At 67.6% G+C, this 25,127-nt stretch carries 18 protein-coding genes, 30 tRNA genes, 1 other RNA gene and 2 pseudogenes; 10 read left to right on the top strand and 41 right to left on the bottom strand.

The genetic code is table 11. The features are described 5' to 3' along the window. Positions 1-911 precede the first annotated feature (911 nt). Positions 912-1,454: a hypothetical protein gene (locus AC0NH5_RS30910; RefSeq protein ID WP_474410317.1), complete on the top strand. Its 543-nt coding sequence runs from the start codon at positions 912-914 to the stop codon at positions 1,452-1,454. A 528-nt stretch (positions 1,455-1,982) separates the two neighbouring features. Here AC0NH5_RS30910 and AC0NH5_RS30905 read toward each other — a convergent pair. Continuing rightward, positions 1,983-2,633 carry a hypothetical protein gene (locus AC0NH5_RS30905; RefSeq protein ID WP_474410316.1) on the bottom strand — a complete coding sequence of 217 codons (651 nt, stop codon included), beginning with the start codon at positions 2,631-2,633 and terminating at the stop codon, positions 1,983-1,985. 365 nt (positions 2,634-2,998) lie between these two features. On the opposite strand from AC0NH5_RS30905, the gene AC0NH5_RS30900 reads away from it, so the two are divergent. Together AC0NH5_RS30900 and AC0NH5_RS30895 are read left to right on the top strand one after the other, a co-directional pair. After that, positions 2,999-3,550: a fasciclin domain-containing protein gene (locus AC0NH5_RS30900; RefSeq protein ID WP_474410315.1), complete on the top strand. Its 552-nt coding sequence runs from the start codon at positions 2,999-3,001 to the stop codon at positions 3,548-3,550. A 294-nt stretch (positions 3,551-3,844) separates the two neighbouring features. After that, positions 3,845-4,282, top strand: coding sequence for a DUF7674 family protein (locus AC0NH5_RS30895; RefSeq protein ID WP_474410313.1), 438 nt, complete (start codon positions 3,845-3,847; stop codon positions 4,280-4,282). Positions 4,283-4,345: 63 nt separating this feature from the next. On the opposite strand, the gene AC0NH5_RS30890 is transcribed toward AC0NH5_RS30895, so the two are convergent. Next, positions 4,346-4,702 carry a hypothetical protein gene (locus tag AC0NH5_RS30890; protein WP_474410312.1) on the bottom strand — a complete coding sequence of 119 codons (357 nt, stop codon included), beginning with the start codon at positions 4,700-4,702 and terminating at the stop codon, positions 4,346-4,348. A 119-nt stretch (positions 4,703-4,821) separates the two neighbouring features. On the opposite strand from AC0NH5_RS30890, the gene AC0NH5_RS30885 reads away from it, so the two are divergent. The 3 genes from AC0NH5_RS30885 to AC0NH5_RS30875 all read left to right on the top strand — a co-directional run bounded on the left by AC0NH5_RS30885 (position 4,822) and on the right by AC0NH5_RS30875 (position 6,693). Next, on the top strand, positions 4,822-5,097 hold the full coding sequence (locus AC0NH5_RS30885) for a hypothetical protein (RefSeq protein WP_474410310.1): 276 nt from the start codon (positions 4,822-4,824) through the stop codon (positions 5,095-5,097). Between the two features lie 81 nt (positions 5,098-5,178). Next, a complete protein-coding gene (locus AC0NH5_RS30880) occupies positions 5,179-5,721 on the top strand; it encodes a class I tRNA ligase family protein (RefSeq protein WP_474410308.1) in 543 nt (180 codons plus the stop codon). 6 nt (positions 5,722-5,727) lie between these two features. Continuing rightward, positions 5,728-6,693 (top strand): methionine--tRNA ligase, encoded by a 966-nt coding sequence (locus tag AC0NH5_RS30875; RefSeq protein WP_474410335.1) that lies wholly within the window; start codon positions 5,728-5,730, stop codon positions 6,691-6,693. Positions 6,694-7,024: 331 nt separating this feature from the next. Here AC0NH5_RS30875 and AC0NH5_RS30870 read toward each other — a convergent pair. The 32 genes from AC0NH5_RS30870 to AC0NH5_RS30715 all read right to left on the bottom strand — a co-directional run bounded on the left by AC0NH5_RS30870 (position 7,025) and on the right by AC0NH5_RS30715 (position 11,577). After that, positions 7,025-7,103, bottom strand: a tRNA-Cys gene (locus tag AC0NH5_RS30870). Positions 7,104-7,184: 81 nt separating this feature from the next. Continuing rightward, positions 7,185-7,271 (bottom strand) — tRNA-Tyr (locus AC0NH5_RS30865). Position 7,272: 1 nt separating this feature from the next. After that, positions 7,273-7,346 (bottom strand) — tRNA-His (locus tag AC0NH5_RS30860). 2 nt (positions 7,347-7,348) lie between these two features. Then, a tRNA-Val gene (locus AC0NH5_RS30855) sits at positions 7,349-7,420 on the bottom strand. A gap of 1 nt (position 7,421) precedes the next feature. Beyond that, positions 7,422-7,498, bottom strand: a tRNA-Asn gene (locus AC0NH5_RS30850). Between the two features lie 5 nt (positions 7,499-7,503). Further along, a tRNA-Glu gene (locus AC0NH5_RS30845) sits at positions 7,504-7,576 on the bottom strand. 1 nt (position 7,577) lies between these two features. Then, a tRNA-Val gene (locus AC0NH5_RS30840) sits at positions 7,578-7,649 on the bottom strand. 1 nt (position 7,650) lies between these two features. Continuing rightward, a tRNA-Met gene (locus AC0NH5_RS30835) sits at positions 7,651-7,729 on the bottom strand. A 1-nt stretch (position 7,730) separates the two neighbouring features. Beyond that, positions 7,731-7,803, bottom strand: a tRNA-Glu gene (locus tag AC0NH5_RS30830). Positions 7,804-7,824: 21 nt separating this feature from the next. Then, positions 7,825-7,897 (bottom strand) — tRNA-Lys (locus tag AC0NH5_RS30825). 5 nt (positions 7,898-7,902) lie between these two features. Continuing rightward, positions 7,903-7,990: transfer RNA gene (locus AC0NH5_RS30820), tRNA-Ser, on the bottom strand. 4 nt (positions 7,991-7,994) lie between these two features. Beyond that, a tRNA-Pro gene (locus tag AC0NH5_RS30815) sits at positions 7,995-8,068 on the bottom strand. A 48-nt stretch (positions 8,069-8,116) separates the two neighbouring features. Then, positions 8,117-8,189 (bottom strand) — tRNA-Arg (locus tag AC0NH5_RS30810). Between the two features lie 6 nt (positions 8,190-8,195). Beyond that, positions 8,196-8,562: RNase P RNA component class A (gene rnpB, locus AC0NH5_RS30805), an RNA gene on the bottom strand. A gap of 6 nt (positions 8,563-8,568) precedes the next feature. Beyond that, positions 8,569-8,642: transfer RNA gene (locus AC0NH5_RS30800), tRNA-Ile, on the bottom strand. Between the two features lies 1 nt (position 8,643). After that, positions 8,644-8,730, bottom strand: a tRNA-Ser gene (locus AC0NH5_RS30795). 4 nt (positions 8,731-8,734) lie between these two features. Beyond that, positions 8,735-8,806: transfer RNA gene (locus tag AC0NH5_RS30790), tRNA-Asp, on the bottom strand. A 1-nt stretch (position 8,807) separates the two neighbouring features. Continuing rightward, positions 8,808-8,883 (bottom strand) — tRNA-Ala (locus AC0NH5_RS30785). Between the two features lie 5 nt (positions 8,884-8,888). Then, positions 8,889-8,962, bottom strand: a tRNA-Leu gene (locus AC0NH5_RS30780). Between the two features lie 5 nt (positions 8,963-8,967). Further along, a tRNA-Thr gene (locus AC0NH5_RS30775) sits at positions 8,968-9,039 on the bottom strand. Between the two features lie 6 nt (positions 9,040-9,045). Then, positions 9,046-9,121 (bottom strand) — tRNA-Thr (locus AC0NH5_RS30770). Positions 9,122-9,126: 5 nt separating this feature from the next. After that, positions 9,127-9,200: transfer RNA gene (locus AC0NH5_RS30765), tRNA-Leu, on the bottom strand. Positions 9,201-9,385: 185 nt separating this feature from the next. Continuing rightward, positions 9,386-9,829, bottom strand: a complete 444-nt coding sequence (locus tag AC0NH5_RS30760) for an HNH endonuclease (RefSeq protein WP_474410307.1) — start codon at positions 9,827-9,829, stop codon at positions 9,386-9,388. A gap of 34 nt (positions 9,830-9,863) precedes the next feature. After that, a tRNA-Gly gene (locus tag AC0NH5_RS30755) sits at positions 9,864-9,936 on the bottom strand. 5 nt (positions 9,937-9,941) lie between these two features. Next, positions 9,942-10,014: transfer RNA gene (locus tag AC0NH5_RS30750), tRNA-Thr, on the bottom strand. 1 nt (position 10,015) lies between these two features. Next, a tRNA-Leu gene (locus tag AC0NH5_RS30745) sits at positions 10,016-10,090 on the bottom strand. A 141-nt stretch (positions 10,091-10,231) separates the two neighbouring features. Further along, a tRNA-Gln gene (locus AC0NH5_RS30740) sits at positions 10,232-10,308 on the bottom strand. Positions 10,309-10,449: 141 nt separating this feature from the next. Further along, positions 10,450-10,522 (bottom strand) — tRNA-Gly (locus AC0NH5_RS30735). Positions 10,523-10,661: 139 nt separating this feature from the next. Further along, positions 10,662-10,736 (bottom strand) — tRNA-Glu (locus tag AC0NH5_RS30730). 107 nt (positions 10,737-10,843) lie between these two features. Further along, positions 10,844-10,917: transfer RNA gene (locus AC0NH5_RS30725), tRNA-Phe, on the bottom strand. Between the two features lie 328 nt (positions 10,918-11,245). After that, positions 11,246-11,318 (bottom strand) — tRNA-Ala (locus AC0NH5_RS30720). Positions 11,319-11,504: 186 nt separating this feature from the next. Next, positions 11,505-11,577 (bottom strand) — tRNA-Trp (locus AC0NH5_RS30715). 496 nt (positions 11,578-12,073) lie between these two features. Between AC0NH5_RS30715 and AC0NH5_RS30710 the strand changes: the two genes are divergently transcribed. Continuing rightward, the gene (locus AC0NH5_RS30710) at positions 12,074-12,397 is read left to right on the top strand and encodes a tetratricopeptide repeat protein (RefSeq protein WP_474410305.1); all 324 of its coding nucleotides are present in this window, start codon (positions 12,074-12,076) and stop codon (positions 12,395-12,397) included. Between the two features lie 235 nt (positions 12,398-12,632). Here the strand turns inward: AC0NH5_RS30710 and AC0NH5_RS30705 are convergent, their stop codons facing one another. Further along, positions 12,633-13,385, bottom strand: a complete 753-nt coding sequence (locus tag AC0NH5_RS30705; RefSeq protein WP_474410303.1) for a 2-phosphosulfolactate phosphatase — start codon at positions 13,383-13,385, stop codon at positions 12,633-12,635. A gap of 260 nt (positions 13,386-13,645) precedes the next feature. Between AC0NH5_RS30705 and AC0NH5_RS30700 the strand changes: the two are divergent. Both AC0NH5_RS30700 and AC0NH5_RS30695 read left to right on the top strand, forming a co-directional pair. Then, positions 13,646-13,786: pseudogene (locus AC0NH5_RS30700) on the top strand (recombinase family protein); the annotation flags it as partial. Positions 13,787-13,874: 88 nt separating this feature from the next. Then, on the top strand, positions 13,875-14,132 hold the full coding sequence (locus AC0NH5_RS30695) for a hypothetical protein (RefSeq protein ID WP_474410343.1): 258 nt from the start codon (positions 13,875-13,877) through the stop codon (positions 14,130-14,132). A gap of 172 nt (positions 14,133-14,304) precedes the next feature. Here AC0NH5_RS30695 and AC0NH5_RS30690 read toward each other — a convergent pair whose 3' ends face one another. Together AC0NH5_RS30690 and AC0NH5_RS30685 are read right to left on the bottom strand one after the other, a co-directional pair. Next, entirely contained in the window at positions 14,305-14,862 is a 558-nt protein-coding gene (locus AC0NH5_RS30690; protein WP_474410301.1) for a phosphoesterase PA-phosphatase, read from the bottom strand. A 984-nt stretch (positions 14,863-15,846) separates the two neighbouring features. Continuing rightward, positions 15,847-16,605 carry an AraC family transcriptional regulator gene (locus AC0NH5_RS30685; RefSeq protein WP_474410299.1) on the bottom strand — a complete coding sequence of 253 codons (759 nt, stop codon included), beginning with the start codon at positions 16,603-16,605 and terminating at the stop codon, positions 15,847-15,849. Positions 16,606-16,658: 53 nt separating this feature from the next. Between AC0NH5_RS30685 and AC0NH5_RS30680 the strand changes: the two are divergent. Further along, a pseudogene (locus tag AC0NH5_RS30680) lies at positions 16,659-17,624 on the top strand (MFS transporter); the annotation flags it as partial. A 275-nt stretch (positions 17,625-17,899) separates the two neighbouring features. Here AC0NH5_RS30680 and AC0NH5_RS30675 read toward each other — a convergent pair. From AC0NH5_RS30675 to AC0NH5_RS30660, 4 genes are read right to left on the bottom strand one after another with little or no spacing between them, the layout of a single operon-like run. Further along, positions 17,900-21,004, bottom strand: coding sequence for a tetratricopeptide repeat protein (locus tag AC0NH5_RS30675; protein ID WP_474410298.1), 3,105 nt, complete (start codon positions 21,002-21,004; stop codon positions 17,900-17,902). After that, positions 21,001-22,491 (bottom strand): hypothetical protein, encoded by a 1,491-nt coding sequence (locus AC0NH5_RS30670; protein ID WP_474410297.1) that lies wholly within the window; start codon positions 22,489-22,491, stop codon positions 21,001-21,003. Before AC0NH5_RS30670 ends, AC0NH5_RS30675 begins: the two co-directional genes overlap by 4 nt. After that, the gene (locus AC0NH5_RS30665) at positions 22,491-23,654 is read right to left on the bottom strand and encodes a hypothetical protein (protein ID WP_474410295.1); all 1,164 of its coding nucleotides are present in this window, start codon (positions 23,652-23,654) and stop codon (positions 22,491-22,493) included. Before AC0NH5_RS30665 ends, AC0NH5_RS30670 begins: the two co-directional genes overlap by 1 nt. Then, positions 23,651-24,757, bottom strand: coding sequence for a hypothetical protein (locus AC0NH5_RS30660; RefSeq protein ID WP_474410293.1), 1,107 nt, complete (start codon positions 24,755-24,757; stop codon positions 23,651-23,653). The genes AC0NH5_RS30665 and AC0NH5_RS30660 overlap by 4 nt, the downstream gene beginning before the upstream one ends. Positions 24,758-25,127: the final 370 nt, after the last annotated feature.

Below are 25,127 nucleotides of genomic sequence, written 5' to 3'. Positions count from 1 at the left end.
CAATCGACTCGAGACGCAGATCGGAGACGGCAGCCGCCGTGGACGGCGACGCTTCAGCGGAGGGAGACGCTTCGGTAGAGGAAGAGATTGCAGCTGACGGGGAGGTTGCGGCTGACGGAGAGACTACGGCCGCTGGCGATGATGCAGAAGAAGGAGACATACCGGGGGACGGCGACGCTGCAGCCGACGGCGAAAGCTGAGAGGTGCGGGATTGCGTTGAACGAGAAGCCGGAGCCTCACCTCCCGCGCCGGAGATGCCCACGGTTACGTCGATGGAGTTGGCGTCCATCGTCAGTCGCTCGCCACGCCGGACAAGGTCCGTCTCGATAGGCTGGTAGGAGCCGTCCCCGGCCCGGTAGTTGATTCGTCCCTGGGAGAACCTGCGGGTGAACGAGCCGTCATCGTTCTGGAACTCGTCGTACTGGGCCGCCGACTTCTTCGGCAGACGCTTGCTGGTCTGCTCGTCGAAGCTGTCCTCGCCAACCTGCTGGGGTGCCGTCCACGCCGGCGGCGTCGGCGGCTCGGTGACGGCTGGGTCCACCGCGCCGACGCCGCGTCCCGGTGCCCGGCCGGCGCCACCGTCAGCCCGTGTCTCGCTGGTGGAAACGTAGTGGTCGTCGCCCGTACCGGGGCCCATCTCTTGCCTGGGCAGGCCGGTCACGGTCGCCAGCGCGGGAGCCTGGCGCAACACCGAGACCAATCCGGACAGCGGCCAACCACCGCTGTCCGGCACGACCTCGGGTGGGATGCCCAGAGACAACCCGACCGCCAACGCAGTGACGGCAGCCAAACGACGCCTCACGAGCCCCCCGCTCTCACAGCCAATTCAAAGGCGAGGCGAAGCATGGTTGAAGATCATTCATGTGCGCAAGATCTTGATTTAAGGTTCCGCTAACCCGTAGCCTGCGCCGATGTCCACATCGGTAGCCCGCCGTGCACGGCCTGTCACGAAGCGGCCGACTTCGCGACGAAACCGGCACATCGCTGTCGGCGCCGCCCTGACGGCCGCCCTCGCCGGCGTCGTCACGTGGGCACTGTGGCCGGAACCGCCCCGGCAGCGCGAGTACCTCAACGCCACCGCCTGCCTCCTCACCGACCAGGCAGGACTCCTCGCCGAGCCGGCCAGCTCGACATGGTCGGTCATGCAGCAGGCCTCGGTCACCTCACTCGTTCAAGTGCAATATCTGCAGGTCTACGGACCACAGACCACAGAGAACGCCGCCACCTATCTCGCCTCCCTGACCGCCGGCCAGTGCGGCGTGATCATCGCCACCGGCAAAGCACCCATCGACGCGGTCACCACACACGCCGCCACCTACACCGACGCCCGATTCATCACCGTCACAGGCGGCACCGCAGCACCCAACGTGCAAGTCATCGACGCCACATCGCCGGACGCGCTCCGCGCCGGCATCACCGAACAGCTCCGAGAGTTGGCCGACCAAGCGTCCTGAACCACGTGACCACAGCACTTGGGCGCGTCAGGTCGGGATCAGCCACGCCGCCAGGCGGTCCTGCTCGTCCTCGGACATGGGCCAGGTGGCGGGCTCGACCCAAGCGACGCGCCCGCGACCGCAGATTCGCGAACCTTCGTACATCCGGAGCACATCATCCGGCCCCACATCTCGCCAGTCCGGAGTGTGCTCGAAAAACAGCGCTACCACAATCGCCCGGACGCTTTCCCAGGACGGATGTAGGGACGCGAGAAGCCCAGCACGGGTCCTGCGGTCTGCTTTCCTCCAGGCCAGTCGGGTAGCCCCAATTCGGCCGATACGTGAACCGGCGTTCCGGAGCATAGCCGCCGAGCATGGGCCTTGCACGCCCACCGTCCTTCGCTGGCACAAGATCAAGGTCGATCCCGATCGCCAGCACGTTCACTGGTTCCATGAGCGGAGGATAGGAGTCTCTCGCGGCGAAGCCGCACGGATCCGCCGCGGCCAAAACGCCCCGACCAACACTCGTCACATTGCGTAGCAGGCGACTCAGTTGCCCAGCGGACCTCGGCCGGCGCCGGCCGGTGACGTCACAGCACTGCGCCTGCGGAACCTGCGTGCGACCAACGCGGTGGCGACTACGGCTGCGATCCAGACACTCCATTGCACCGGCTGCGCCATCACACTCGCCGCCGGTGGCGGCAGAACCGCCGTCTGCACGGCCGCGCCCACGGGAACGACAAGCGCGGCCACCACGCCGGCTCGACCGGGTCGCCCGATCGCAGCGCCGACGATACCCAGGGGCGGACCGAGCAACACGCTGGCGATCAACCAGAACCGAGACGCCACGCCCGACCAGGCGCTGCCGTCCAACAGCAGGTCCGCGCCGTAGTAGGAGGTGGTGGCGAACCCCAGCGCGAGACCACCCGCCAGAGCACCGCGCGCCATCCCTGCCGCCGGCCGTGCCTGCCGGCTCACCCACCAGCCCGCCAGCACGGCCGTCGCTGCCCACGCCCATCCGGCATCCAGGATCAGGCCGGCGAACTCCGCGGCCTGCGACCAGCCACCACGCTCAGCACTCGCGATGCCGCCCTCACCCAGCATCACCGGCACATGATTGACAACCGCGTCGCCGACGCCCAGCACCAACCCCACGACGGGGCCTACCATCCACCACAACCGCCCGCTGCACAGCATCACGCGATCATGGTGCCGGGCCCGCCCGGACGGCGTCGCCCCGCAGGTGGGCGACCGGGCCTGATTAAGATCAGATGAATTGAACTTGCTGCTCCGTGCGCGCTGACCTCGGCCGCGATCGTGGCTTACCGTAGCCAGGCCTCTGGGTGCTGGCGCCCCGCAAGTAGCCGAGTCAAGTGCGTTGGATACGCATGCGAAGCGCCAGCGTTGACCGCTAGCGTGACCCGGGATGCACGTCCAAGCGGGTGGCGGGCCGAATGGCAGCCGAAGACGAGCCATCCCATTCCGCTAATGATCCTAGTAGTGGGTGGGATTTCAACTTCGACTCGTTCGGCTCATGGCACGAGAGATAGTTGACCATGACTGGAATGCGTGCTCTCCTCGCGATGGTCTTGGCCACGCCCCTCTGCGGCTGCGGATTTGTCGGGCCCGGCGGCGTCGTGACGGGGCAGCCCATACCGTCGGGTTCAGCGGCTGCCGACGCGTGTGCCCCGCAGAACCTGGCTGCAATGGCGGGCAAGCCAGTGGTCGCCGCGATTGCCGCCAACCCGGGGCTGTCCGGACTCGCAGCCGGATTCAATCGGGCCAGCCTCCACACGTTCGACGACATGCCCGCACTTACCGTGTTCGCAACATCCGATGACTTCCTGATCAGCTTCCCGTTCCAAAACATCCCCATGCTGTGGGACAACCCCGATGCGCTGGCCCATCTGCTGAAGCAGTCCGCAGTCGCGGAACGCATCGAACCGCACAAGCTGCCCGGCAGCCACATCACAATGACCGGCACCCAAGCCGTCGTCACCAGCGACACGCACGGTCTGCACGTGAATGACGCGAAGGTGATCTGTCGGCAGTTGGATACCACCAATGCGGCGGTTTATATCGTCGACTCGCTGTTAGCCCAAAGAAGATCGGGGTAGACGCCGAGCACACCCGCCAGTCCCGCTCATGCGGTCGCCGACAACGTCGGCGCCGCATCGGCCATCCGACCGGCTACCTGCATCAAAGATCGAACGGTTCTCGACTGGCTTCCCTCACTACCTTCAGCGCTGTCCAACGCACTCTCGTGCCGCAGTCCGTGCGCGCTGGCCCGCCAACGAGCACATCACCGGGCGTAGCCGGGGTCGCGGACGCTGGACATCCGAATGCCGATGAGCGTGCGGGTCCGAATGCGTTCGCTCGGCATCGCCGCTTCCCTAGCTAGGCTGACGTGCGTGGGGCCTACCAGAGCACGTGTCACCGCCGAGCAGGTCCCTGCGCTGTTGCTCACTGCGCTTCCGTCACTGTCGGACGAATGGACCGAGATTGCTGATGACAACGCCGACCCGGGCTCTCCCGGTGGTCGTCTTGGCTACCTGGACGCGGCCTGGGTGGTTGGGCACCTCGCCGACCGCCTCGCAGCGAGCGATACGAGCGAGTTCGATGCCGCCTTCGACTACATCGAGCATCTGATCGTTAATGGCGACCCGTACGTCTCCGAACTGGGCGTGATCGGCTATCTCGAAGGTATGCAGATGCAGACCGTCGCCTCACGTGGCGTTGACCCAGAAACGTTCCGGCCCTGGCTCCGCCCGCTGTCTGCGAAGTACTGGGAAGCGATCAACAGGTTCTGGGAACTCGGTACTCCCGTCCCGAACATTGAGCCTGACTGACGGAAGGCGACGTCCGGTCACGCCGCGTCCGTCGCGTTGATCGCACCGGCATCTGGACGCCGATCACTCATCGGCAGGTATCAGCCACGCCCATCGCAGTTCGACGATCAAGAACGGCGGCCCGCCCGGCTGATGGTTCCAGACGTTGCCGGACCATCCCGTAGGCTCAAGCGCCTGCAAGCGATCGACGCACGCCGAGGTGCTGCCGACTGACGTGAGCTCGACGTTGAACTCCAGGTACTCCGCGATCTTCCAATAGACGCCGGACTTGCGCACATCAGGGATGCCGTAGCTGGTAAGCGAGTGGACAAGTGCCGCAGCCAGGTCAGCGCTTCGAACCACCGGAGCTTCGGCGAACAAGCGCATACGCACCCAGTCGGTAGTGCTCACCATCGCATCCTGTCGCGTCACATCGGCCATCGCACTCATTTGCCGCCTGTCGTACGCGGTGGCCGGGCGAAGTTCTCATTTTCGATACGGCTCGGTTTCGGTTGCCGACCGAGCGCGGGCTGCCCGAATCAGGCTGCCATCATGACGGGGTGACGTCGGTGCCGGAAAGCATGCCCTTTCGGTGGGATCTGATCACGCCGGACCAGTTGAGATCATTGCTCGACGGCACCACGACGCCCGACCTGTGGTTCCTCGACGATCTCTTGGTGTGTACCGGGAAGGTGCTGGCCCGCAGCCGGGCGCCTCGGCAAGATCTTGCTAAAATCCCTTTGCCTATATCCATACGAGATGCCATGATCCGTCGCATGCAGCCATGCCCGAGCCGAATGATGCGCCCCACTTCGGGGCTGTTCGGCGTGCGCTAGCACGATCTTCAACGACCAGGTCCCCGCCGTGCGAGGGCCTGGCTTTTTGTTTCTCGTTCGCGGCAGGGCGAAGGAGGAACTATGTCGACCACCGACCGTTTCTACATCACCACGGGTATCCCCTACGTCAACGCCGCCCCGCATCTGGGACACGCGCTGGAGCTGGTGCAGGCCGACGTGCTGGCCCGCCACCGCCGTTCACGCGGTCATCGAGTGCGGTTCCTGATCGGCACTGACGACAACGCTCTGAAGAACGTCACCGCGGCGCGCGCCGCAGGAGTAGACACCGCGACGTTCGTCGCCAGTAACGCCGCCCGCTTCGCCGCGCTACGCGACCCGCTGGCTTTGTCGTTCGATGACTTCATCGCCACCGGCACCGACACCCGCCGTGCCGCTGGGGTACGACGGTTGTGGCGCCAGTGCGCTGAGGCCGGCGACTTATACCGCCGCAGCTATACCGGGTTGTACTGCACTGGCTGCGAACAGTTCTACAGTCCTGCCGAACTATCCGACGGGCACTGCCTGGAGCACCTGCGAGAACCGGAAACCGTGCGGGAGCGCAACTGGTTCTTCCGGCTGTCGCGCTACCAGGACCGGCTGCTGCGGGTGCTGGAATCCGGATAGGTACGCATCGCGCCGGCAGCACGTCGTAACGAGGTACTCGCGTTCGTTCGTGCCGGCCTGGCCGACTTCAGCGTCTCCCGGCCGGCCGTACGCGCCGCCGGCTGGGGAATCGAGGTACCCGACGACCCCGACCAGGTCGTCTACGTGTGGTGGGACGCACTGACCAACTACGTCACGGCCCTGGGTTACGGCACCGATGACCCGGCGTACCAGCAATGGTGGACCGACGCCGCCGAACGGGTGCACGTCATCGGCAAGGGCATCGTGCGTTTCCACGCCGTCTACTGGCTAGCCCTGCTGCTGTCGGCACGGCAGCCCCTGCCGACGACCATCTTCGTGCACGACTACCTCACCGCTAACGGCGCCAAGGTGTCCAAGAGCCTGGGCAACACCGTTGACCCCATCGTCCTGGTCGAGCGCTACGGCACCGACGCACTGCGCTGGTGGCTGCTGCGTGAAGTCCCTCCGGTGGGCGACACCGACTTCACCATCGACCGGCTGGTGCACCGCGCCAATCGCGACCTCGCGCACGCGCTAGGCAACCTGGTCCACCGCACCCTGAGCTTGGCACACAAGTACCGCGGCGGGCAGGTGACCCGAACGGCTGGGTCAGCTCAGAGCGCACCGTTGGCCAGCGCTTATACCGAGTTACCCGTCCGCATAGATCACGCACTGGCCGGCTTCGACCTCCGCGCGGCGACCGACGCGATATGCGACGTCGTCGACCACGCCAACCGGCTGATCGACGCCGAGCAGCCCTGGCATCTGGCCCGCGCCGAACGCGCCGGGGACACCACAGCAGCCATCCGCCTCGACGGCGTTCTCGCCACACTCGTACACGCGTGCCGCGTGCTGGCTAACGAGTTACAACCCTTCATCCCCAACGGCGCCCGGCGACTGCATCAACAGCTCGGCGACGGTACGCACGTTGGTCGTGCCGTACCCGTCTTCCCGCGCTGGGAGGCACCGTGACGCGCAGATCGATGCAACGTCACCACTAGTCGCATGGACACAAGCCGTCAGCGCGTCGGCACACCGCATCTGGCGTGCCCTCTGCCAACTCACGCCGAACGGTGCCAACTCAACGCGGACAGGACACCGCTTCGCCGATCCTGAAGGTATTCGTGATCGTCGATCTTCTATCCAAGATACCTTGGTACTTCACTCGATCTCGACCTTGAGGCGGTCTTTCGCCACATGGTGGCTGCCCCCGGCCTCGAACCGGGCGGTCCGCCCTTATGAGGGGTGGTGGGCACCAACGCCCGACAGCCATGCACTCCACAGCGGAAACGGCACGAGGACGTGGAGGCCTCGGGGGGACTCGAACCCCACCTGAAACCCGCTTTGCAGGCGGGCAGCTCCACCCGGAACTCACCGAGGCCATGACGCACCCGCGAAGGGACTCGAAACCCCTGACCCCCGGTTCCGGAAACCGGTGTTCTTTCCACTGGGCTACGCGGGCATGGTGCGAGCGGGAGGACTCGAACCTCCTGAGCACGTATGCAACCGGGTTACAGCCGGCCCCGACTCACCGTCGTCGGCGCGCTCGCTTGGGGTGATCGGCCGGATTTGAACCGGCGTCTCCAGGACCACAACCTGGCGCTCTGCCATTGAGCTACGACCACAGTGCCCGATGACGGTGTTGAACCGCCGACCTCCCCCGTGTGAAGGGGGCGCTCTCCCGCTGAGCTAATCGGGCTTGGCTCCCTCGGTCAGACTCGAACTGACACCGATACGCATTAACAGTGCGCTGCCCTGCCGATTGGGCGACGAGGGATCGAGTAGAGCCGACGGGACTTGAACCCGCACACTCCGGGTTGAAGTCCCGGCTGACCTGGCATTAGTCGACGGCTCCGTGTCCGGCGCCGGGATCGAACCAGCGGCCTCCGCCGTGTCAGGGCGGCGCTCTCCCGCTGAGCTAGCCGGACGTGGTGGGGGAGGCCGGATTTGAACCGGCGATCTCCGGCTTATGAGGCCGGCGAGGACGACCGCGCTCCTCTACTCCCCAGTGCCGCAGGAGGGATGCGAGCCCCCACAGTCCGGATTGAAAGTCCGGTGCCCCTCCACTCGGGCGTCAGCGGCCTGCTGTTCGAGGGCAATGCGTACGCCGGGCGGGAGTCGAACCCGCGACCTTCGGATTAAGAGTCCGCAGCTCTGGCCTCTGAGCTACCGGCGCATGAGCGGAAGGGAGGAGGGTCGAACTCCTACGGGCGTTACCCCCAACGGTTTTCGAGACCGCGGCCGGCGCCATCTGTCGGCTGGCCCTTCCACAGTCTGGTCGACAGGATTTGAACCTGCGGCTTCTCGGCCCCGAGCCGAGCGCTCTACCAAGCTGAGCTACGTCCCGATTCCGGCGTTCACGACAGTCGACCGATCGCCGTTCGTGTGTGCCGAGTACCCCCGGACGGATTTGAACCGCCGACACCCGGATCCGTAATCCGGTGCTCTATCCGCTGAGCTACGGGGGCATATCCGAGCGAGGACGGCCGGTACGCCGGGTTCTGTCCCACGCCCCTGGGTGTGGTGGCGACCATCTATCTCGCCAGGTGCGTCGCCGGCCTGATCTAGCGTCCTACCCGCGCGCATGGGCCGGGTCGGCCGCGCCCTGTCTGGACTTGCTTCGGGCGAGGTTTACCTGGCTGGCCCGTCACCGGACCGCTGGTGCGCTCCTACCGCACCGTGTCGCCCTTACCGCCCAGGCCGGAGCTCGGGCGGCGGTCTGCTCTCTATTGCACTGGCTCGCGGCCTCCGCCGGGGTTGCCGTTAGCAACCGCCCTGCCCTGCGGAGCCCGAACGTTCCTCGGCACCCCGACGGGGCGACGCGGCCGCCTGGCCGTCCGTCTCGCGTCCTGGCGCACGGAATCGAACCGCGGACCTCCGCCTTATCAGGGCGGCGCTCTGACCGACTGAGCTACACCAGGGTGGCGGAGAGAGCGGGACTCGAACCCGCGAGGGGCGGACCCCAACCGCATTAGCAGTGCGGCGCCATAGCCACTAGGCGATCTCTCCATTGCGCCACCGACGGGACTCGAACCCGCGGCCCCCCAATGGACAGTCGGGTGCTCTCCCTCTGAGCTACGGCGGCATGGTGGAGCTGGCCGGACTCGAACCGGCTACCTCCCGCTTGCAAGGCGGGCGCTCTCCCAGGTGAGCTACAACCCCATGCGTACCCGGAGCGGGAGTCGAACCCGCAACCTCCGCACCCTGAATGCGGCGCCTCTGCCAGTTGGGCTATCCGGGCTTGAGAGCCAGCGGCCGGGCTCGAACCGGCTCCGCGCGATTACGAGTCGCGTGCACCACCCGTCGTGCTGCGCTGGCGTTGGGTGGAGCCGGCGGCCGGAGTCGAACCGGCCGGATCCCGATTACAAGTCGGGCGCTCCCCCGCGGGAGCCTCGCCGGCGTGCGTGTCCTCGGCGGGAGTCGAACCCGCACTGACCGCCTCCTCGGGACGGCGCCTCTGCCAGTGGGGCTACGAGGACATGGGTGAAGGGCCGGACGGGAACCGGCATCTCTCAGTGGCCTTCGGAGCGCTCAACCCTCTTGAGCTACTTCCCCCGCTCCCCAGTGAGGACTCGAACCTCGTACCTGCGCTCCAGATGCGGATGTCCTGCCGATGAGACGACCGGGGAATGTGGCTGGCCGTCGTGTGACGGCGGCCAGCCGGTCATGCGTGCACGGCTGACGCCCAGGTGGGCGTGCGCGGCTCGAACCGCAGCCGCATGCCCGCCTGCGCGGGCGAGCGGTCGGCCTTGCGCTGGTTGCAGGCGTAGCAGCACGCGACCGTGTTGAGCCATGTGTCCTGGCCATCCTGGCTGCGCGGGACGATGTGGTCGACCGTGGTGCCGGGCTGCCGACAGTAGCCGCAGCGGCGGTGGTCACGGGTGAGGACACCACGCCGGGACCACGCCGGGCCGTCGGTGCGGCGCCACGTCGTGTAGACCCAGCGCACGAGCCGGACGACGGTGGGCAGCGGCCAGATACCGAAAGCGCGGTCGGGAACGTGGTCGTGGACCTCGGCGACCTGGCGGACGAGCATCTTGACGGCGTGGCGGAGGCTGACCCGGGTCAGCGGCTCCATGTCTGCGTTCAGGACCAGGACGTCGGACACCCGGGTCACCTCCTTTCGTGATGTTGTTGTCGAGAGCGGACGACGGGACTCGAACCCGCGACCCTCACCTTGGCAAGGTGATGCGCTACCAGCTGCGCCACGTCCGCATGAGAGCCACCGGCCGGCCTCGAACCGGCCGCCTCGGTCGTACCAGGACCGCGCTCTACCAGGTGAGCTACGGCGGCGTGCCCTAGGCGGGACTCGAACCCGCACTGTGCGCCTTTTGAGGGCGCCGTCTCCTACCGATTGGACTACCAGGGCGATCGTTACGGGTCCGCCCGGCTGTGGCGCACGCGCCGCCCCGCCTGGGGGTAGGGCCGCGTACTGCGGCCCCTGTTGACCGTCTTCGCCATGGCGGAAGAGCTACCACCCGCCGGCCACGCCATCCTGACGCGCCCCTCGCTCCGGGTGCAGGAATCGAACCCGCGTCTGTGCCGGGGGCCAAAACCCCGTCGAGCCTGCCAGCAGCCCAACCCGGAAGGTGCTGGGGGTGCCGAGGCTCCCAGGGCGGCTACTTCCGCCCTCGCCCGGGGAGCAACTCCCGGGCCGCCGGGACAAGCGCGGTGCGCAACGCGGCCGCCGGCAGGCGGCGTCTGGCCGCCCCGTGCCTGCGCACCTTGAGCGGACGACCGGAATCGAACCGGCGACATCCAAGGTGGAAGCCTGGCGCTCTACCCGCTGAGCTACATCCGCATCGGCGAGAACGGGAGGGCCAGCACCGCCGGCGTGCCGGTCGGCGAGATCCCACGCTCGCTTGTTACCCGAACCCCGCGCGGGGCACGGCGTTGACCGTTACCTCTTGCGTTGCGGTCGGGAGTGCCACCGCGGTGCGTAGTCCTGGTCGGGCTCGAACCGACGATCTCCTGGCTGAGAACCAGGTGAGCTTTGCCGACAGCTCCACAGGACCATGTGCTGAGGTTGGGGACGGGGTACGTGGCCGGGCTCGGTGGTCCCGGGGGCTGGCCTGACGGCCGGGCCATCTCCACACGAACTCCTCCGCTCCCCACTACTGCGTGCCCGCCCCCGGGGTCGAACCGGGAACCTCTGGCTTTTCAGACCAGCGCTCTACCGAGCCGAGCTCGGCGGGCAAGTGAAGTGAGCTGCCGGGTACGGGCTCCTGCCCCGCCGGTGACGAGCCTGCGCGCCCGGTGGTGATCCTGGCGAATTGGCCCGGCTGCTCGCTTCGTCCCGGCAGCGCCTTCCGCGCCTCGCCCCGCGATCACGATCTGCGCCCGAGTCGTCACTCCGGAGTATTCGGCGCTGCCAGGTAAGTCTCAAGAGATGCCAACACTGGATGACGGTTACAGCCGCCAGAGCCAGTAGCCCGGTTCGCTCGGCCGTGGCGCTGTAACGCCGCCGCCGGCACCCCAGCCAGCGGGCAGGATCGTACGCCTCCCGCTGGTGCACCCCTTCCGGTGGAGCCTGCCGGAGTCGAACCGGCGACCTCGCGCCTGCCAGACGCGCGCTCTCCCTGCTGAGCTAAGGCCCCAACGTGCCGGCCGCCCCGTGCAGGCGGCGGCCGGCTTGATAGGTGTTGCCAGGGCCAGGCCGGCTGCGCGTGGTGGCGCCGGCGGGCCCTGTCTCTCATGCCATTTCCGCTGTGGAGTTCTCAAGTTCCGAGGCCCTGGCGGGTCTCGACGTGTCCATGCCCGCACGTCTTCTGCGGGGGACGAAGCAGGGGTGACAGGACTCGAACCTGCAACCTTCGGATTTGGAGGCCGCTGCGCTACCTGTTGCGCCACACCCCTATGCGGTTGTGCCTGGGAAAGCAGAGAAGCCGCCTTCCCCGGTTCGGGAGGCGGCTTCCGCGACGTGCGGTGAGCTCAGGCGCTCAGAGGCGCCTCCCTGATACGGGCTTGCTGAGCTGGTCTTCGGAAAACCCGGGGACCGTCATGACGGCGCAGCCGACCGAACCGCGCAGCATGGTGTACTGCGGGTTGTTCTCGGCGTGCCAGCGGCGCATGAGCGGGACTCCTGAGTGAGGTCGTCGGGGATGGGTCCGGGAATGAGAAAGCCGCCCGGTCCCGGATCGGGAGGGGCGGCGCTTTGGTCGCTAGCGAACTGCTAGCCGCGCCACCGCTGGTGTTCGTGGTTCATCGTGCTGCGGGTCAGGAAGCTGGATTTCCCGGCACAGGTCGTGACGGCCCCGCCGCGCGGCGCGGGCCGCTGCGCAGTGGTCGAGGCGTGCCACAACATCGGGTGCTCCCTCACATCGGGTCGTCGGTGGTGATTCCTACGGTAGGGATGTTCGGGGCGGAGAGGCAACGCGTTTATTCGCCTGACTCCCGGCCCGTCTCTTCACACCACGATACGCCGACGGGTATGCAGGTCCATAGGTTTTTTCTCGCGAGCGCCGGTCCTCGTCGGCTACGCCGCCTCGGCGACGACTACCCAAACACACTGACCGCCCGCGCCAACCTTGCCGCCTCCCACTCGCAGGCCGGCCGCACCCGAGAGGCGATCAGCCTGTTGGAGAAGGTGGCCGCCGACTCGGTGCGGGTGTTCGGTGACGAACACTCGAACACAGTCATAGCGACTGAGGTTTTACGCGCTTGGAGGCAGTCTTGATCATCACTGACTCTTTGCTGGCAATGCTCAGCTACTTGTGGTTTGGGGTACCCCCCAACACTGTCGGATTCCGTAGTCCACTGAACGGCTGACCACAGTCTCTGCACTACTTCGGGTTCTAGTCAGGGGACGGGTACGCGGGACACGTCGGGGCCGGCGCTGTTGCACCGACGGATCGTCCCCGGCAAGCCGGTTGTCGTGGCGGTGTCGACAACCGGAGCGCTGTCGAGATCGACTACTCGCTCGGGTTCGGGCGGAACCTGTCCCCGGACAGCATCGGCACGACGTCGCTCGTGCCAACCTCGGCCGCGATCTCCACGTCCTGTGGATAACCCTTTTCGACGAGCTCCCGGCCGCCGACGCAGTCGAGCAGCGCCGCGCGAACGTCCGCTGCAACGTGCCGGTACGCGGCCGCCGCGGCCCCGGCCTCCGGCGATACCCCGGTGACACCCTGATCGATCAGGCCCTGAACGTACGCTCCGGCACCCCACAGATCCTCCACCGCCGGCCGCAAGGAGCCGTCCGGCCAGCGTTCGCCGGCCGCGATCACTGCCACCGCCGCTGTGTTCGGCAGCTGCCGCGCTGTCCACCGAGCGGCCGCCGCTGCGTTGCGCAGCGACACGCCGATCACGGTAGAGCCGGCCTCCGCCAGGCGGCGCGCGATGGTGGAACCGTTCGGCGACGGCAGTACCAGCCGCTGAAGATCCTGCGCGGCACGGATCGTCGGTGGTGACAAGCTGACCTGGTGATCAGGGCCCACTTGAGAACGCCCGACCGCCAGCACCGCCTGGTGCCTCGCAGCGAACGCTGCGGCACGCTCGTCTCGCCATCGATACGGGAAGACCTCGACGCCTTCGTCGGCCGCGACGGTCAGGGCGGTGGTGAAGGACAGTACGTCGACCACGGCGACGATCGACGCTCCCGGCCCGACCGCGTCCGCGCCCGACGGACCCCAGTCACATCGCACCCGATGCGCGACCTGCGCCATGAAGTCAGCCATATCAATGATCACCTCAAGTGATGCTGCGGCGTGGCCGGGTGTCTATCTGAGGTACACCCCAACACCACCCGGAACCAACGCCAAATAGCGTCAGAATAGGGCCCTGAGTCGAGTTTCCTGACGCTTGTCCGATGCCTTCTTGGAGTTCAGCCTGACTGAACGAGGTCAGGAAGGCGAAAAATGCGCGCTGGCTACATCAGAGTCAGCGCCGTCGACCGGAACACGTCCGGCAGCTCGACGGGGTCGAGGTGGAGCGGGTCTTCACCGACAAGACGTCCGGCAAGGACACCGCCCGCCCTCAGCTCGACGAGCTGATCGCGTTTGTCCGCGACGGCGACGCAGTGATCGTGCACTTGATGGACCGACTCGCTCGCAACCTCGACGACCCACGTCGGCTGGTGCGAACCCTGACCGGCAAGGGCGTGGGGGTGGAGGTCGTCAAGGCGAGCCTCACGTTCACCGGCGAGGACTCCCCCGATGGCCACCCTGCTGCTGTCGGTGATGGGCGCCTTCGCCGAGTGCGCCCTGATCCTCCAACGCCAGTGCGAGGGCATTGCCGCGGCCAAGGAGCACGGCGTCTACACCGGCCGCAAACCCGCCCTCAACGCCAAGCAAGCTGCCGAGATCCGCCGTCGGGCCGCCGCCGGCAAGCGGAAGTACGCACCCGCCCCGGACTTCGGTATGAGCCGTGAGACGGTCTACAGCTTCCTCCGTCCGGCGGCCACCACCGGCTGACATCCCCCGTGGGTCCACTCGAGCGCAGCAGCTCCTCTGCGAGCCCTTTACCAGCGCATGCCGCCCCGCACCCGGCGGCTCGATAAAGAGCTTTCTAGTGCGGCAGTGAAACGGCCGCACTATCCGCGCGGCCGTCCTGAATTTGGTTTGGCGTGCTGCAGGTATCGCCGTACTACCAGGCCGCGAGAACGGGGAAGAGCAGGCCGGTGGCGCAGATACCGAGGGCGCCTCCGGCTAGGACCTGTCCAGTCGTGTGTTCACCCAGCCGTACACGTGCCCAGCCCACCGCGATCGCGACCGGCAGGCTCAGTGCCCAGGCTGCGCCGAAGGTGACGCAGAGCGCCGCCACGGTTCCCGCGGCGACCAGGGCGTGGATGGATATCCCCCAGTGCAGGAGCACCGTGACCGGCACCGCTACCAGCAGTGACGCCAGCATGGAGGCAATGAGAGCGACCAGCTGCTGGGGGGCGCCGGCCAGGGCGAGCGCGAGGGTGCCGCCGAGAGTGGACAGCAGGATTATCACCATCGGCCAGCGGCGTTGGGAGTGCACGATGACGTGCTTGTCCGTCCAGCGTCGTTGACGGACGCCGCGCAGGATGTAGTACATCGGCAGAATGCTTGCCGCCGAGACGGCGATCAAGCCCATGGTGATGGCCTGCGCCGGGGAGCTCGCGGAACTCCAGGCCACGGCCAGCAGCAGGCCGGCGACCAGGATGCCGGGTGACAGCACCTCGGTAAGCCCTCGCGCGAGGCGCGTGGCGGGACTCGGCGGGGCGCCTGCCGGGCTAGACGCGGGATTGCTGGTGGGTGCCGGATCCGCAGGCGGCCTGCGTGGCCGCGGAATAGAAGCGTGAGACTCGGCCAAGCCAGACGGCGTCGGTGTCGAGGTCTTCTCCGGCGTCTCGGGGGGCACTGTCTCCGCCTTCGCTGTGGAGTGGCACGGTTCTCAGGAGGTGTCGCGGTGAGGTATTGCAGCATGGTCGCGATGCCGGCCGCCATGCCAAGCGCTCGACGATCGCCTTCTGCCAGGTCCACAGGTGCCGTATCGGCGGCCGCACGGGCTATGACGGGATCGAGGTATAGGCCAGTCATGCGGCCCGTCACGGACCTCGGTCACCCAGCGCAGCAGGGCCACCGGCGACAACACGGCCGTTGTTGGCCACATCGACGGCATCCTCTAGCGGTGTATGCGCTCGGGCTTCAGGCGGCCCTGAATACAGGGCGACTAGAACTCGTCCAAGTCCTTCCACTCCCCGGTGTCCACCGTGCGCCACCCGGCTACGCGACGATCTCGCGTAGTTGATCGGATCAGGTTTACTCGCGGCGTCCAGCAGCAGGAACGGCACGACGATGTCGAAGGCCTCCCGCTGGGGGTGACCGTCAGGATGCCGCTGCCGCACAGCGTGCCTGCCACGATCGCGGGCAGGATCATAAGGATCCCTTGTCGTTGTCCGACCAGCTCGGGACGACTGCCGACCGCGCGCGCCGCGTGATCCGAGGCGAGCGAGAGCGGGAGGGTGATCAGCGATCCGCCGCCGGCGAATCGCCTTGACGGTTCCTGCCGTCAGCCCTGCGCCGAGCATCACAGCCGCGTCCCGAGCGCACTCGGTTGTCACGCCTTTCGGCCGGTCTCGGCAACGCAGAGGGCACCTCGATGGCGGCGCCGGATCGTTGCCCGCACAGACGGGTGACCGGCAGTGCCTGCCGCAGCTGGTTAACCGATGGGGTGAACGCCGGGGGTGTGCCCGAAGGCGCGGCGGAACACATCGATGAAGACGCTGGCCGACGACCAGCCACAGTGATGCGCCACGGCGGTCACTGGGGTGTTGCCGGCCAGGAGCACCAGGGCGTGGTGCAGGCGCAGCTGCGTACGCCATTGCGGGAAGGTCATCCCCAGGTCGCTGCGAAAGAGCCTGGACAGGGTGCGGGCGCTCGCGCCCACCGCGCGACCGAGTTCAGCCAGCGTGCGGTTGTCGCCCGGGTCGGCCTGCAACATGGCGCACAGGTCGCGTAGCGGCGGGCTGGTGGGAACCGGAATGTGGAGTCGCTGCTGTGGTGCGGCCTTCACCTGGTCGAGCAGCACGGCGCGCATGCGGGCTCGTTCGGGGGTGTCGACGGCGCTGTGCGTGTCGGCGGTGCTGCGGGTGTAGGCGACGATCAGTTCGCGCAGCAGGGGCCCTACGGACAGCACCGTCGGGGTGTCGAGGCCGAGCGGGTTAACGGTGGCAGGGAGTCCGATCAGGTGCAGGTCGAGCTCACCGTAGGCGCGGTGGGCGTGCACCGTTCCGGCCGGCACCCAGATCGCCCGGGTGGCCGGCGCGATCCACGATCCCGCATCGGTCGTCACGGCGAGCACGCCGCGGCCGGCGTAGACGATCTGATGCTCATCGTGCCGATGGGCATCGACCTCGCCTCCGGCCGCGAGTCGCTGGGTGCGGGTAGGCGCGCTTGATTGGTGGCGTACTTCCGTCATTAGTTGGCAGATTATCGGAAGTCAGCCACGGTCGGGATGGAGAGCATAGACGGGTGCGAAGAAGAAGAACCTTGATCGTGCTGCTGTCGATCAGCCATGCCTGCGTCGACATCTACCAAGGCGCCGTCGCAGCTCTGGTGCCGCTGTTCGTCGCCGAACGTGCCTACAGCTACGCGGCGGCATCCGGCATCGTGCTCGCCGCGGCCCTGCTGTCCTCGGTCGCGCAGCCGGCCTTCGGTGTACTGACCGACCGCTGGGCGATGCCCTGGTTGCTGCCGGTCAGCACCCTGCTGGGCGGGGTCGGCGTCGCGCTGAGCGGATTGAGCGGCAACTACGCCCTGACCCTGCTGTTCGCCGCGATCTCCGGCATCGGCGTGGCCGCCTATCACCCCGAGTCCGCGCGCATCGCCCGCGACGCCAGCGCCGGCAGCCACACCGCGATGGCCTACTTCTCCACCGGCGGCAACATCGGCTTCGCCCTGGCCCCACTCATGGTCGCCGGGATCACCGGAGCCGGCGGTTTGCGCTGGACCCCGCTGATGCTCGTTCCCGCTCTGGCCGGCACCGCGATGGTGTTGCCCGTCCTGCGTGCTCTTGCCAGGCGCCACAGCGCTGAGGGCGGAAAGCCGGCGCCGGTCGGCCGCGATGACAAACCCTCGTTCGCGCGACTGACCTTGGCCGTGGTGTTCCGGTCGATCGCCTTCGGCGGACTCAGCACCTTCATTGCCCTGTACGCCCAGCAGCGCATCAACGGCAGCGCGACCGCCGGCACGGCAGCCCTGTTCCTGCTCTTCCTCGGCGGTGTCGTCGGCTCGGTCCTCGGCGGTTCCGCCGCCAACCGGTGGGACCGGGTGACGGTGTCACGCTGGTCCTACGCTCTGAGCGCGGTCGCGATAACCTGCGTCGTTCTGATACCCGGGCCCGTCATCTTGCTGTTCGTGGCGTTGGCATCCGCCGGCCTCTACGTCCCCTTCTCCCTGCAGGTCACCCTCGCGCAGGACTACCTACCCACCAGGGTCGGCACCGCGAGCGGGATCACCCTGGGCCTGACCGTCAGCATCGGCGGCATCACCAGCCCACTGCTCGGGCGCCTGGCCGACACCACATCACTCCAGATTGGGCTGGCTCCCCTGATCGTCATGCCGGTACTGAGCTGGCTGATGTTCCGCACCCTTCGCGACCCGCGGCCGCCGGCCCACCACCCGCTATCAACTCCGAAGCAGAGCAACCCCGCTCTTAGCGATCCAAACCACAGACCGGAAATCGTCACTGGTCACTCAGAAGTGATACAGCTCTACCAGCCGGCCGGCCGAAGGGCGGCTTCGAGCATGTCTCGTGCCTCGTCGACGGCGAGTATGCGCGACAGCGATCGCTCCTCGAGAGCGAGGTCGAGGTCGGACAGCGCGTCGCGGACGATGCAGCGGCGGCGTGCGATATCGGTCAGCTCATCCGCCAGCAGCAGGCCGCGTCGGTACTCCGCGACGGCACGCTTCGGGCGCTCACTGTGCAGCATGACCAGGCCTAGGTCCAGTTGCATGACGGGATCCGGCTCCAGATCGAGGCCTCGGACGAGCGTCCGCGCCGCGCCGCCAATCTGGCGCGACTTAAACATGGCCCAGGCGATCGAGTGCAGAACCCATGCCTCCCGGGAGTCGATCGATTTTGCCAGCTTTACGGCACGTTGGAAGTCATCGTCCGCCGCCGCGTCCTGGTGCAGACGTCTGTGGGCGTCGCCGCGATGGGCGAGGGCACTGATGACGAGCGGATCGTCGTCGGGCGGCAGAATGTCCAGAAGAGCGACGGCGGCCTGAGGATCAGCCTTCTCGACGGCGAGGTAGGCGATGGCGAGTTGTAGGCGGGTCCAGGAGTCGTTCGCCGTGCCCGAATCGACCAGTGGCCGGAGGGTCTCGATCGCCTCCCGTCGGCAGCCCATGTTGATCAGCGCTGCGCCGCGAATCGATTGTGGCCACGCCTCGGTCGTCAGTGCGATGCTGCGGTCCAGCACGTCAACGGCCTCGGTGGGCCGGTCCGCAGCATTGAGCGCTACCCCGTAGACAGCCAAGGCGTACCAGTCGTCTGGTGTCTCCTCGACAAGCTCCTTGCCGAGATCGACCGACTCGGCGCGGCGCTGTCCCTGGACCAGCAGCAGTATCTGCTCTGCCCGGATCCACCGCACGCTGCCGTCAACCGCCAGCGCTCGCTCAACCATCGTAAGGGCCTCGGCGTTGCGGTTAAGGGCGCGCAGTACCGAGGCGTGTATGCCGAGTTCGAAGGATCCGTCCGGTCGCAGGCGGACGGCGCGCGCGGAGTGCTTGAGTGCGTCGGCCGGTCGACCGAGCCCGAGCAGCGTGTCGGCGAGTTCCGCCGCGACCTCGTCGCGTTCCGGCTCGCCGAGTGCTTCGAACCAGGGCAGCGCTTCGGCGTATCGGCCCTGTTCGCGCAGGACTTGCGCGAGAACCTTGTGTAGGTCCTCATCCCCGCCGCCCTCCATCGCCGCTCGCAGATCCTGTTCCGCCGCTGCGAGATCGCCCAGCTGCCGGTGCGCTTTGCCGCGGATGGACAGAGCGACGGCCTCATCCGGCTCGTCGAGCAGAGCACGGCCGGCGGTCTCCACGGCGGCCCGGCAATCGCCGCTGATCCGAAGGGCGTCCGCGACCACGAGCTGCGCTGGCCGCATCAGACCACTTTCGTCCCGGCCGAGTCTGGCGACCTCGGCGTAGTCGCCGGTCACGTACAGGGCCATCAGCAGGTAGGACAGCGCGGCGTGGGTTCCTCCCGGATCGGTGGCGGCCGCACGCAGGAACGGCAGTGCATCCGCGGCCCGATCCACCTGGTGGAGGAACCTGCCGGCGTAGAACTGCGCCTCAGCGCGGTCGGGGGCGGTGCTCACGTAGGCCTCGAGGGCCGGTAGCACCTCTATAGCGCGACCGAGTTCATGCAGCGCGGCCGCTCTCCCCCAGTGCAACCAGGAGTGAGTTGGGTCCAACTGAACGGCTCGATCTAAATCGGCGAGCGCCTCGGCAGCCCGTCCCTGCGCGAGCAACACCTGACCGCGGGTTCCCACCGCGAAGACGTGTGCGGGATCGAGGTTTATGGCTCTCTGGAGCGCATCGAGAGCTTCGGCCGGCTCATTGTTGAGCCGCAGCGCCTCGCCGAGCTCGAAGAGCAGGTCGGCACTCGCCTGGCTTCCTGCGGTCACCTGCCGCAGGAAGGGTAGAGCGTCGGCAGGACGTCCCTGTCGCAGCAGAAGAGCGCTGAGTATCGCAATGACGGCGCCCGCCTCGGGGTTGATCTCGAGTGCCCGGCGCAGGTCTCGTTCGGCCGCCTCCACATGACCGAGGTTGGTGGAGGTGATGGCGCGTAGCCGCAGGAACTCTACCGAGTCCGGCTCCAGCTCCACTGCCTGGTTCGCCAGATCGGACGCCTCCGTAAGCCGTCCCAGGTCGGTGAGCGCACCCGCCGCCACTTGAAGGCATGGCAGATCATCCGGCCGTCCGGCGAGCACCCGCATTGCGGCGTCCAGGGCCTCGTCTCGCCGGCCCAGGCTGTAGAGCGCCCGGACACGGGTGGCCTGTGCCCAGCCGCTGTCGTCCAGCGCGGCGCGTTCCGCCAGTGCCAGCGCCTCCTCGGGAAGCCCGAGCAGGAAGAGAAGCTCTGCGCGCACGCTCATGGCGGCGGGGTCGAGCGGGGCGATCCGGACGGCGTTGGCGGAGGCCTCATCGGCGTAGTCGAGTCGCTCCCGCGAGATGAAGCCGACCGCGGCGTTCGTCGCGTCGGCCGCCGCCATCGTGGGGAGCCCGAGCTCGGCCCGGCAGGCGGCGCGTTCGAAGAGCACGAACGGTTCGCCCGGCTTGTCGCGAAGGGCGAGGGTGAGCGCCGCCTCGGCGTCGGTGGGGCGGTCGAGCATGCGCAGCACACGTCCGTGTTCGAGGCGGACGCGCCAGGGCACCGTGGTGCGTCCCTCGATGGCCTGCTCGAGCGACGTCTGCGCCTCGGCGGGGCGGCCCAGCAGCCGCATCGCCGCGGCGATGTCCGCGGCGTCCTCGGGGTCGGTCCAGGCCGCGTCGGCTCGCGCCGCTGTCGCGATCGCGGTCGCCATCATGAGGAAGGTGCGTCCCGCGTCGTTGTCGTAGCGTTCGATCAGAGCACGGCCGTAGAGGGCGAGCGTGAGAGCGAACAGGTCGGCGTGGTGTTCGTATCGGTGGGGTCCCTCGTTGACATAGGGCTCCATCGCTTCAATCACCTCGTCGAAGTGACCGCGAAGCAGATCGATCCGGGCCTTCTCGATGGCGGCGCGAAGCCGCTCGTACGGGTGTCCGCCAGGAGGCGTGCTGAGCGTAGCGGGGGTCGAGATGCCGGAATCCCACCTGGTCTTCGCGTTGGCCCATGACTCGGTCATGCCACGCTCCTGCTCCGGCGTGCCGGCACCACCGGGCCGCCACCGGACTGATGTCCTGGGCGCTTCTGCGTCTCCTCGATGACCTGCCAGTACTGTCGTGCCAGGTCTCCCAAATCGTCCAGGGAGACCAACTCCTGTTCGCTCTCGGAGTCCTCGTGGCAGTCGCGTTCCATGTCCCGGCGGATCCGGGCCAGCCAGACGGCGTTCAGGACGTGACTGAGGCTGTCGTCGAGGCGGCTGCGGTCGGAGGCCAGTTCCGTGCCTTCCAGCATTTCCTGTGCCCACTTGTCAATCTTCGACCAGGCTTCCGGCGCGAGGCGCTTGCGCCACAGCACGTCGGCGACCTGATCGACCAGGACGTCGATGTTGATACCCGCCTCCGTGCCGTCGTGGTCTCCCCCCACCTGTTCCACCGCGGTCGCCCACTGATCGCTCAACCATTGGTGGATCGGGTCGTACGGACGCTCCTCGGCCTCTTCGCTCATGCGCTGCAACATTGCAAGCGCGATCTCGGCGCGCATGCAGGTGAGCCCTTTCTCGCTGGGCGCCTCGGGCGCCATCAAGTCGAGCCGCAGCAGAAGCAGCGCGCAGGCGTAAGCCGGGCCCATGGCGTTGGTGGCGATTGCGTCAACGAGCAGGATCCGGGCGCTCGCCTGGCGTTCCACGGGCACGTCGCCGATGAACCGCACAAGCGAATGCAGATTGCCGACCAGCGCGGACCCGAAGCCGTACGCGGCCAAGGGCAACGCCCACAGAGTCCATTCCGGGAACCCGATCCGGATGATGCGCGCCATGGTCACCTCGAGGGCGTCGTGGTGGGCCGGGATGGTCAGCGAGTTCCAGCTGAAGTCGCCGTGCGAACCGAAGGTGTGCACCAGTTCGTCGGCGATACGGCAGATGCCCCGGTCGTACCCGGCGTCGCGGAGCGCGAGACCACCGAGGAAGTCCACGTACTCGGCGAACACGGCCTGCGCCTGGGGCAGCTCGTTGCGGTACCGGTTCCAGGCGCGGTGCGCCGCTGCCGCGCGCCGAGCCTCGTCCGCACTGGCCGTGTCCGTGTCGAGACCGATCCGGATGCGGTTGATGGCCCGCAACCGGTCGTCCGCGTTGTCGACCAGGAAGTCCTGGATCGCGTTGCGTAGCAGGGTCTGTTGAAGGTCGATACGGTCGCGGATTTGCTCGACGGTCTCGATAAGACCCGTCGAGCACAGGGCTTCGAGCAGCTCGTCGATGCCGGTGATCGCCTCACCGAGCATCCGGTGTTCATTGCTGCCCGTGCGCGAACCGGATCGAGCTTTCGACACCTGCTCGCGGACGGCGGTCAGCTTGATGCTCAGGCTGCTGCCCTCGGGCCCGTCCTCCCAATTGCGCAGCAGTTGCTGGAGACCGGCGCGGATCTGCTGGACCCGCGCCACGACGTTCTGTACTTCGATGAGGTTGTGCTCCAACACCTGGAGGCGGCTACGCAGGATGATGTTGTCGGGCATCACATCGCCTTTCTCGGGCTCGGCAGCGGTCCGACGGCGAGCGCCTCACAGCGCCGGGCCAGCACGGGAGCACTCACGCCGGGCAGGGAACGGTTACGGACGCGCCAGGCGGCGGTGAGCAGATCGAGGATGCGGAACGAGCCTTGCGGCGCGGCTCGGCCTGGCACGGCCAAGGCTTCCTCCAGCATGTCGGTGGCCTCGGTGGTCTCGTGCCGGGTGCCGGGCAGGTGACGGTGCACAGCGTCTAGCAGCCGTGTGGTCAAGTCCCGCATCGCTGCGTCGACCGGAGGCTCGGCAGCAGCCTCGAGCAGGGCGAGCGGTCCACTGCCAGTGGCCGATGCCTGGACGTGGGCGGCCCATCGCTTCCGTAGCCGAGCGGTGACCGCCGCGTTGCGCGGGGCGAACGGCGAGCCGGCCGCGTCGATGCGGTCGAGCGTGCGCAGCACCGCCTCCACGCGGACTGTCGGCGCCGGATGCTGCGCTGTCGTGTGAGTCGGGTAGGTCCGGACTAGGCGTGCCGACATGAGAGCGCACGCGTACGCCGGACCCGTCGTCCACGTCGCAAATACATCGGCGAACAACTCCTGACGGTGCGACCAACCGCTGGAGTCGCCGTCTGTGAGCAGGTCCTCGATCGGCCGAACGGTGCGCCGGTACATGCCGCGCATGACGTCGCGCGACAGCGCGAACGCCACATGGTGGCCGAGCTCGTGCGCCACCAGCGGAACTGTCCAGATCGAGTCGGTTGGGTAGCGCAGCCGGGCGATACGGGAGAACGGGCTCAGCGAGTCGTCCGACCCTAGGATCACCGGAACGCCGGCCCAATCCGGCTCCGCCACAGCGATCTCATCCAACAACGTCTCGGCGAGGTCGCAGAGACCACGGTCCAGCCCGTCACGACGTACCAAGGCACCGGAATAGGCCTCCATGGCATCCCGGGCGAACTTCGCGACCAAATCGACCGGGTCCTCCTCACCTACGCGCGGCGCGTCCCGCAACATGCTGGCGAGCTCACCGGACCACTGGCGCAGACGCGGCACGCTGCGCTGAGCTATCGACGAGCTTGCTGATGCCAACCGGTCGAGCATCGCGTCGATCTGCGCGAGGTCGCGCTCCGCGGCACGCCGGCGTGCCACGGACAGCGGCGCGAGCGCGGGATTCATGGCGCGAAGGCGTCGAGCAGCGCGTCCACCTGGGCCTGCCGCGCCGCCGGGGCGGGTGCGACGGCGAGCCGGGCGACGTCGTCGCGTGCCAGAATCCGCCGCTCGAAACTCGATTCGAGGTGAGATGTGCCGTCGTGGACCCGCCGCGCCATCTCGACGTCCTGCTGGTACATCCGCTCGTAGTGGGTCCACAGATTGCCGCGCTGCTCGCGGGTCAGGTCGGCGCACTGCATGAGGGAGGCGGTGAACGCGGTGAACGCTGTGCGCGCGGCGTCGAGTTCGTACGCCCACAGGCGGTCCTGCACCCGGGCCCAGTGCAGCTGATGGAACTCGAATGTCTCGTAGTCGTCGCGGCTATCGAGCGCCCGTACGCTCACCAGCAGGAAGTCCTCGGCGTGATAGGGGGCGTCGGCGAGGTGGAGGCGGTTCTGCCGGACGCCGAGCCGGTCGGCATCCGACGGTCCGCCGTCCGCGCCGAACATCGCGAACCAGCCGGGCCGCAGGGCGCCGTCGCTGTCGTCGCCGTCGGTCAGGACGAGGTCGCGGTCGACGCCGAGCCGGAGTTCGACCTCCTGCATCCCCATCAGGCCCTCGATCCCGTTGACGATCCCCGGCGCGAGCGAGACGAACGACGACAGGCGTGTGACGTCGAGCAGTTTGGCAGTGTCCTCTAGGAACGACAGCGCCTGCTTCGCCCAGTTCTGATAGGCGGTGCGATAGAGCACGGCGAAGAGGCGGACGTGCCCGCCGACGTACGGCACAGGTCCGGCAGCCCGCTTGTTGAGCACTTCGACATAGGCGGGCTCGCCGCGTAGCTTGTCGGCGAGCATGGAGGCGCCGCCGACGAACGGCGCATCGGCTCGCTGACCGCCGGCCTGAAACTCGGTAAGCACGGAGGCCAGTGGCAGGAACTCGCGCCACCACTCACGCTGGTCGCGCAGATGCATCTGCGCGAGTCGGACCTCGAGATAACACCGGCCGGGCTCAAAGGCCTTCAAAGGGGAGATGGTCGATTCGGTCACCCTGTCGTCCGGGATGCGGATGTTGACATGGGGTTGCCCGGACTTGTGCCGGAGAGCTTCCACGAGATTGCCGATGCGCATGACTGCCGCCCCTCACCACGGCTGATAGTCGGACGCTGCCACCACGGCCAGTCCGGCAACAAGATGCGTGACATGTCCTGTTCGCGACAGATCGCGTCCGCGACGTCCGACACGGACTCCACGGCCCTGCATGTCCAGAGTGCTCGGGGTGAAGCCGTAGCCGACGGTCTCGCAGCGCAGCTGGCCGATCTGCGGGCTGCGGGCCAGCACGCACGCGGCGAGTTTCTGCCTTCGCCGAACTGGCCAATCTGCTGGGCGCTCTTGGAGGAGTAGACGAGGATGAGTCCTTCCGCGGGGATGCCGGGACCGTCGTCGGCGATGGTCAGGATCCCGTCGGCCCAGCTCACCTAGGCGTTCGGGTCTTCGTCGA

The organism is Actinoplanes sp. 13 (genome assembly GCF_056134165.1).
The sequence above is the reverse complement of the archived record's forward strand: the minus strand, read 5'-3'. Positions and strand labels throughout refer to the sequence as shown.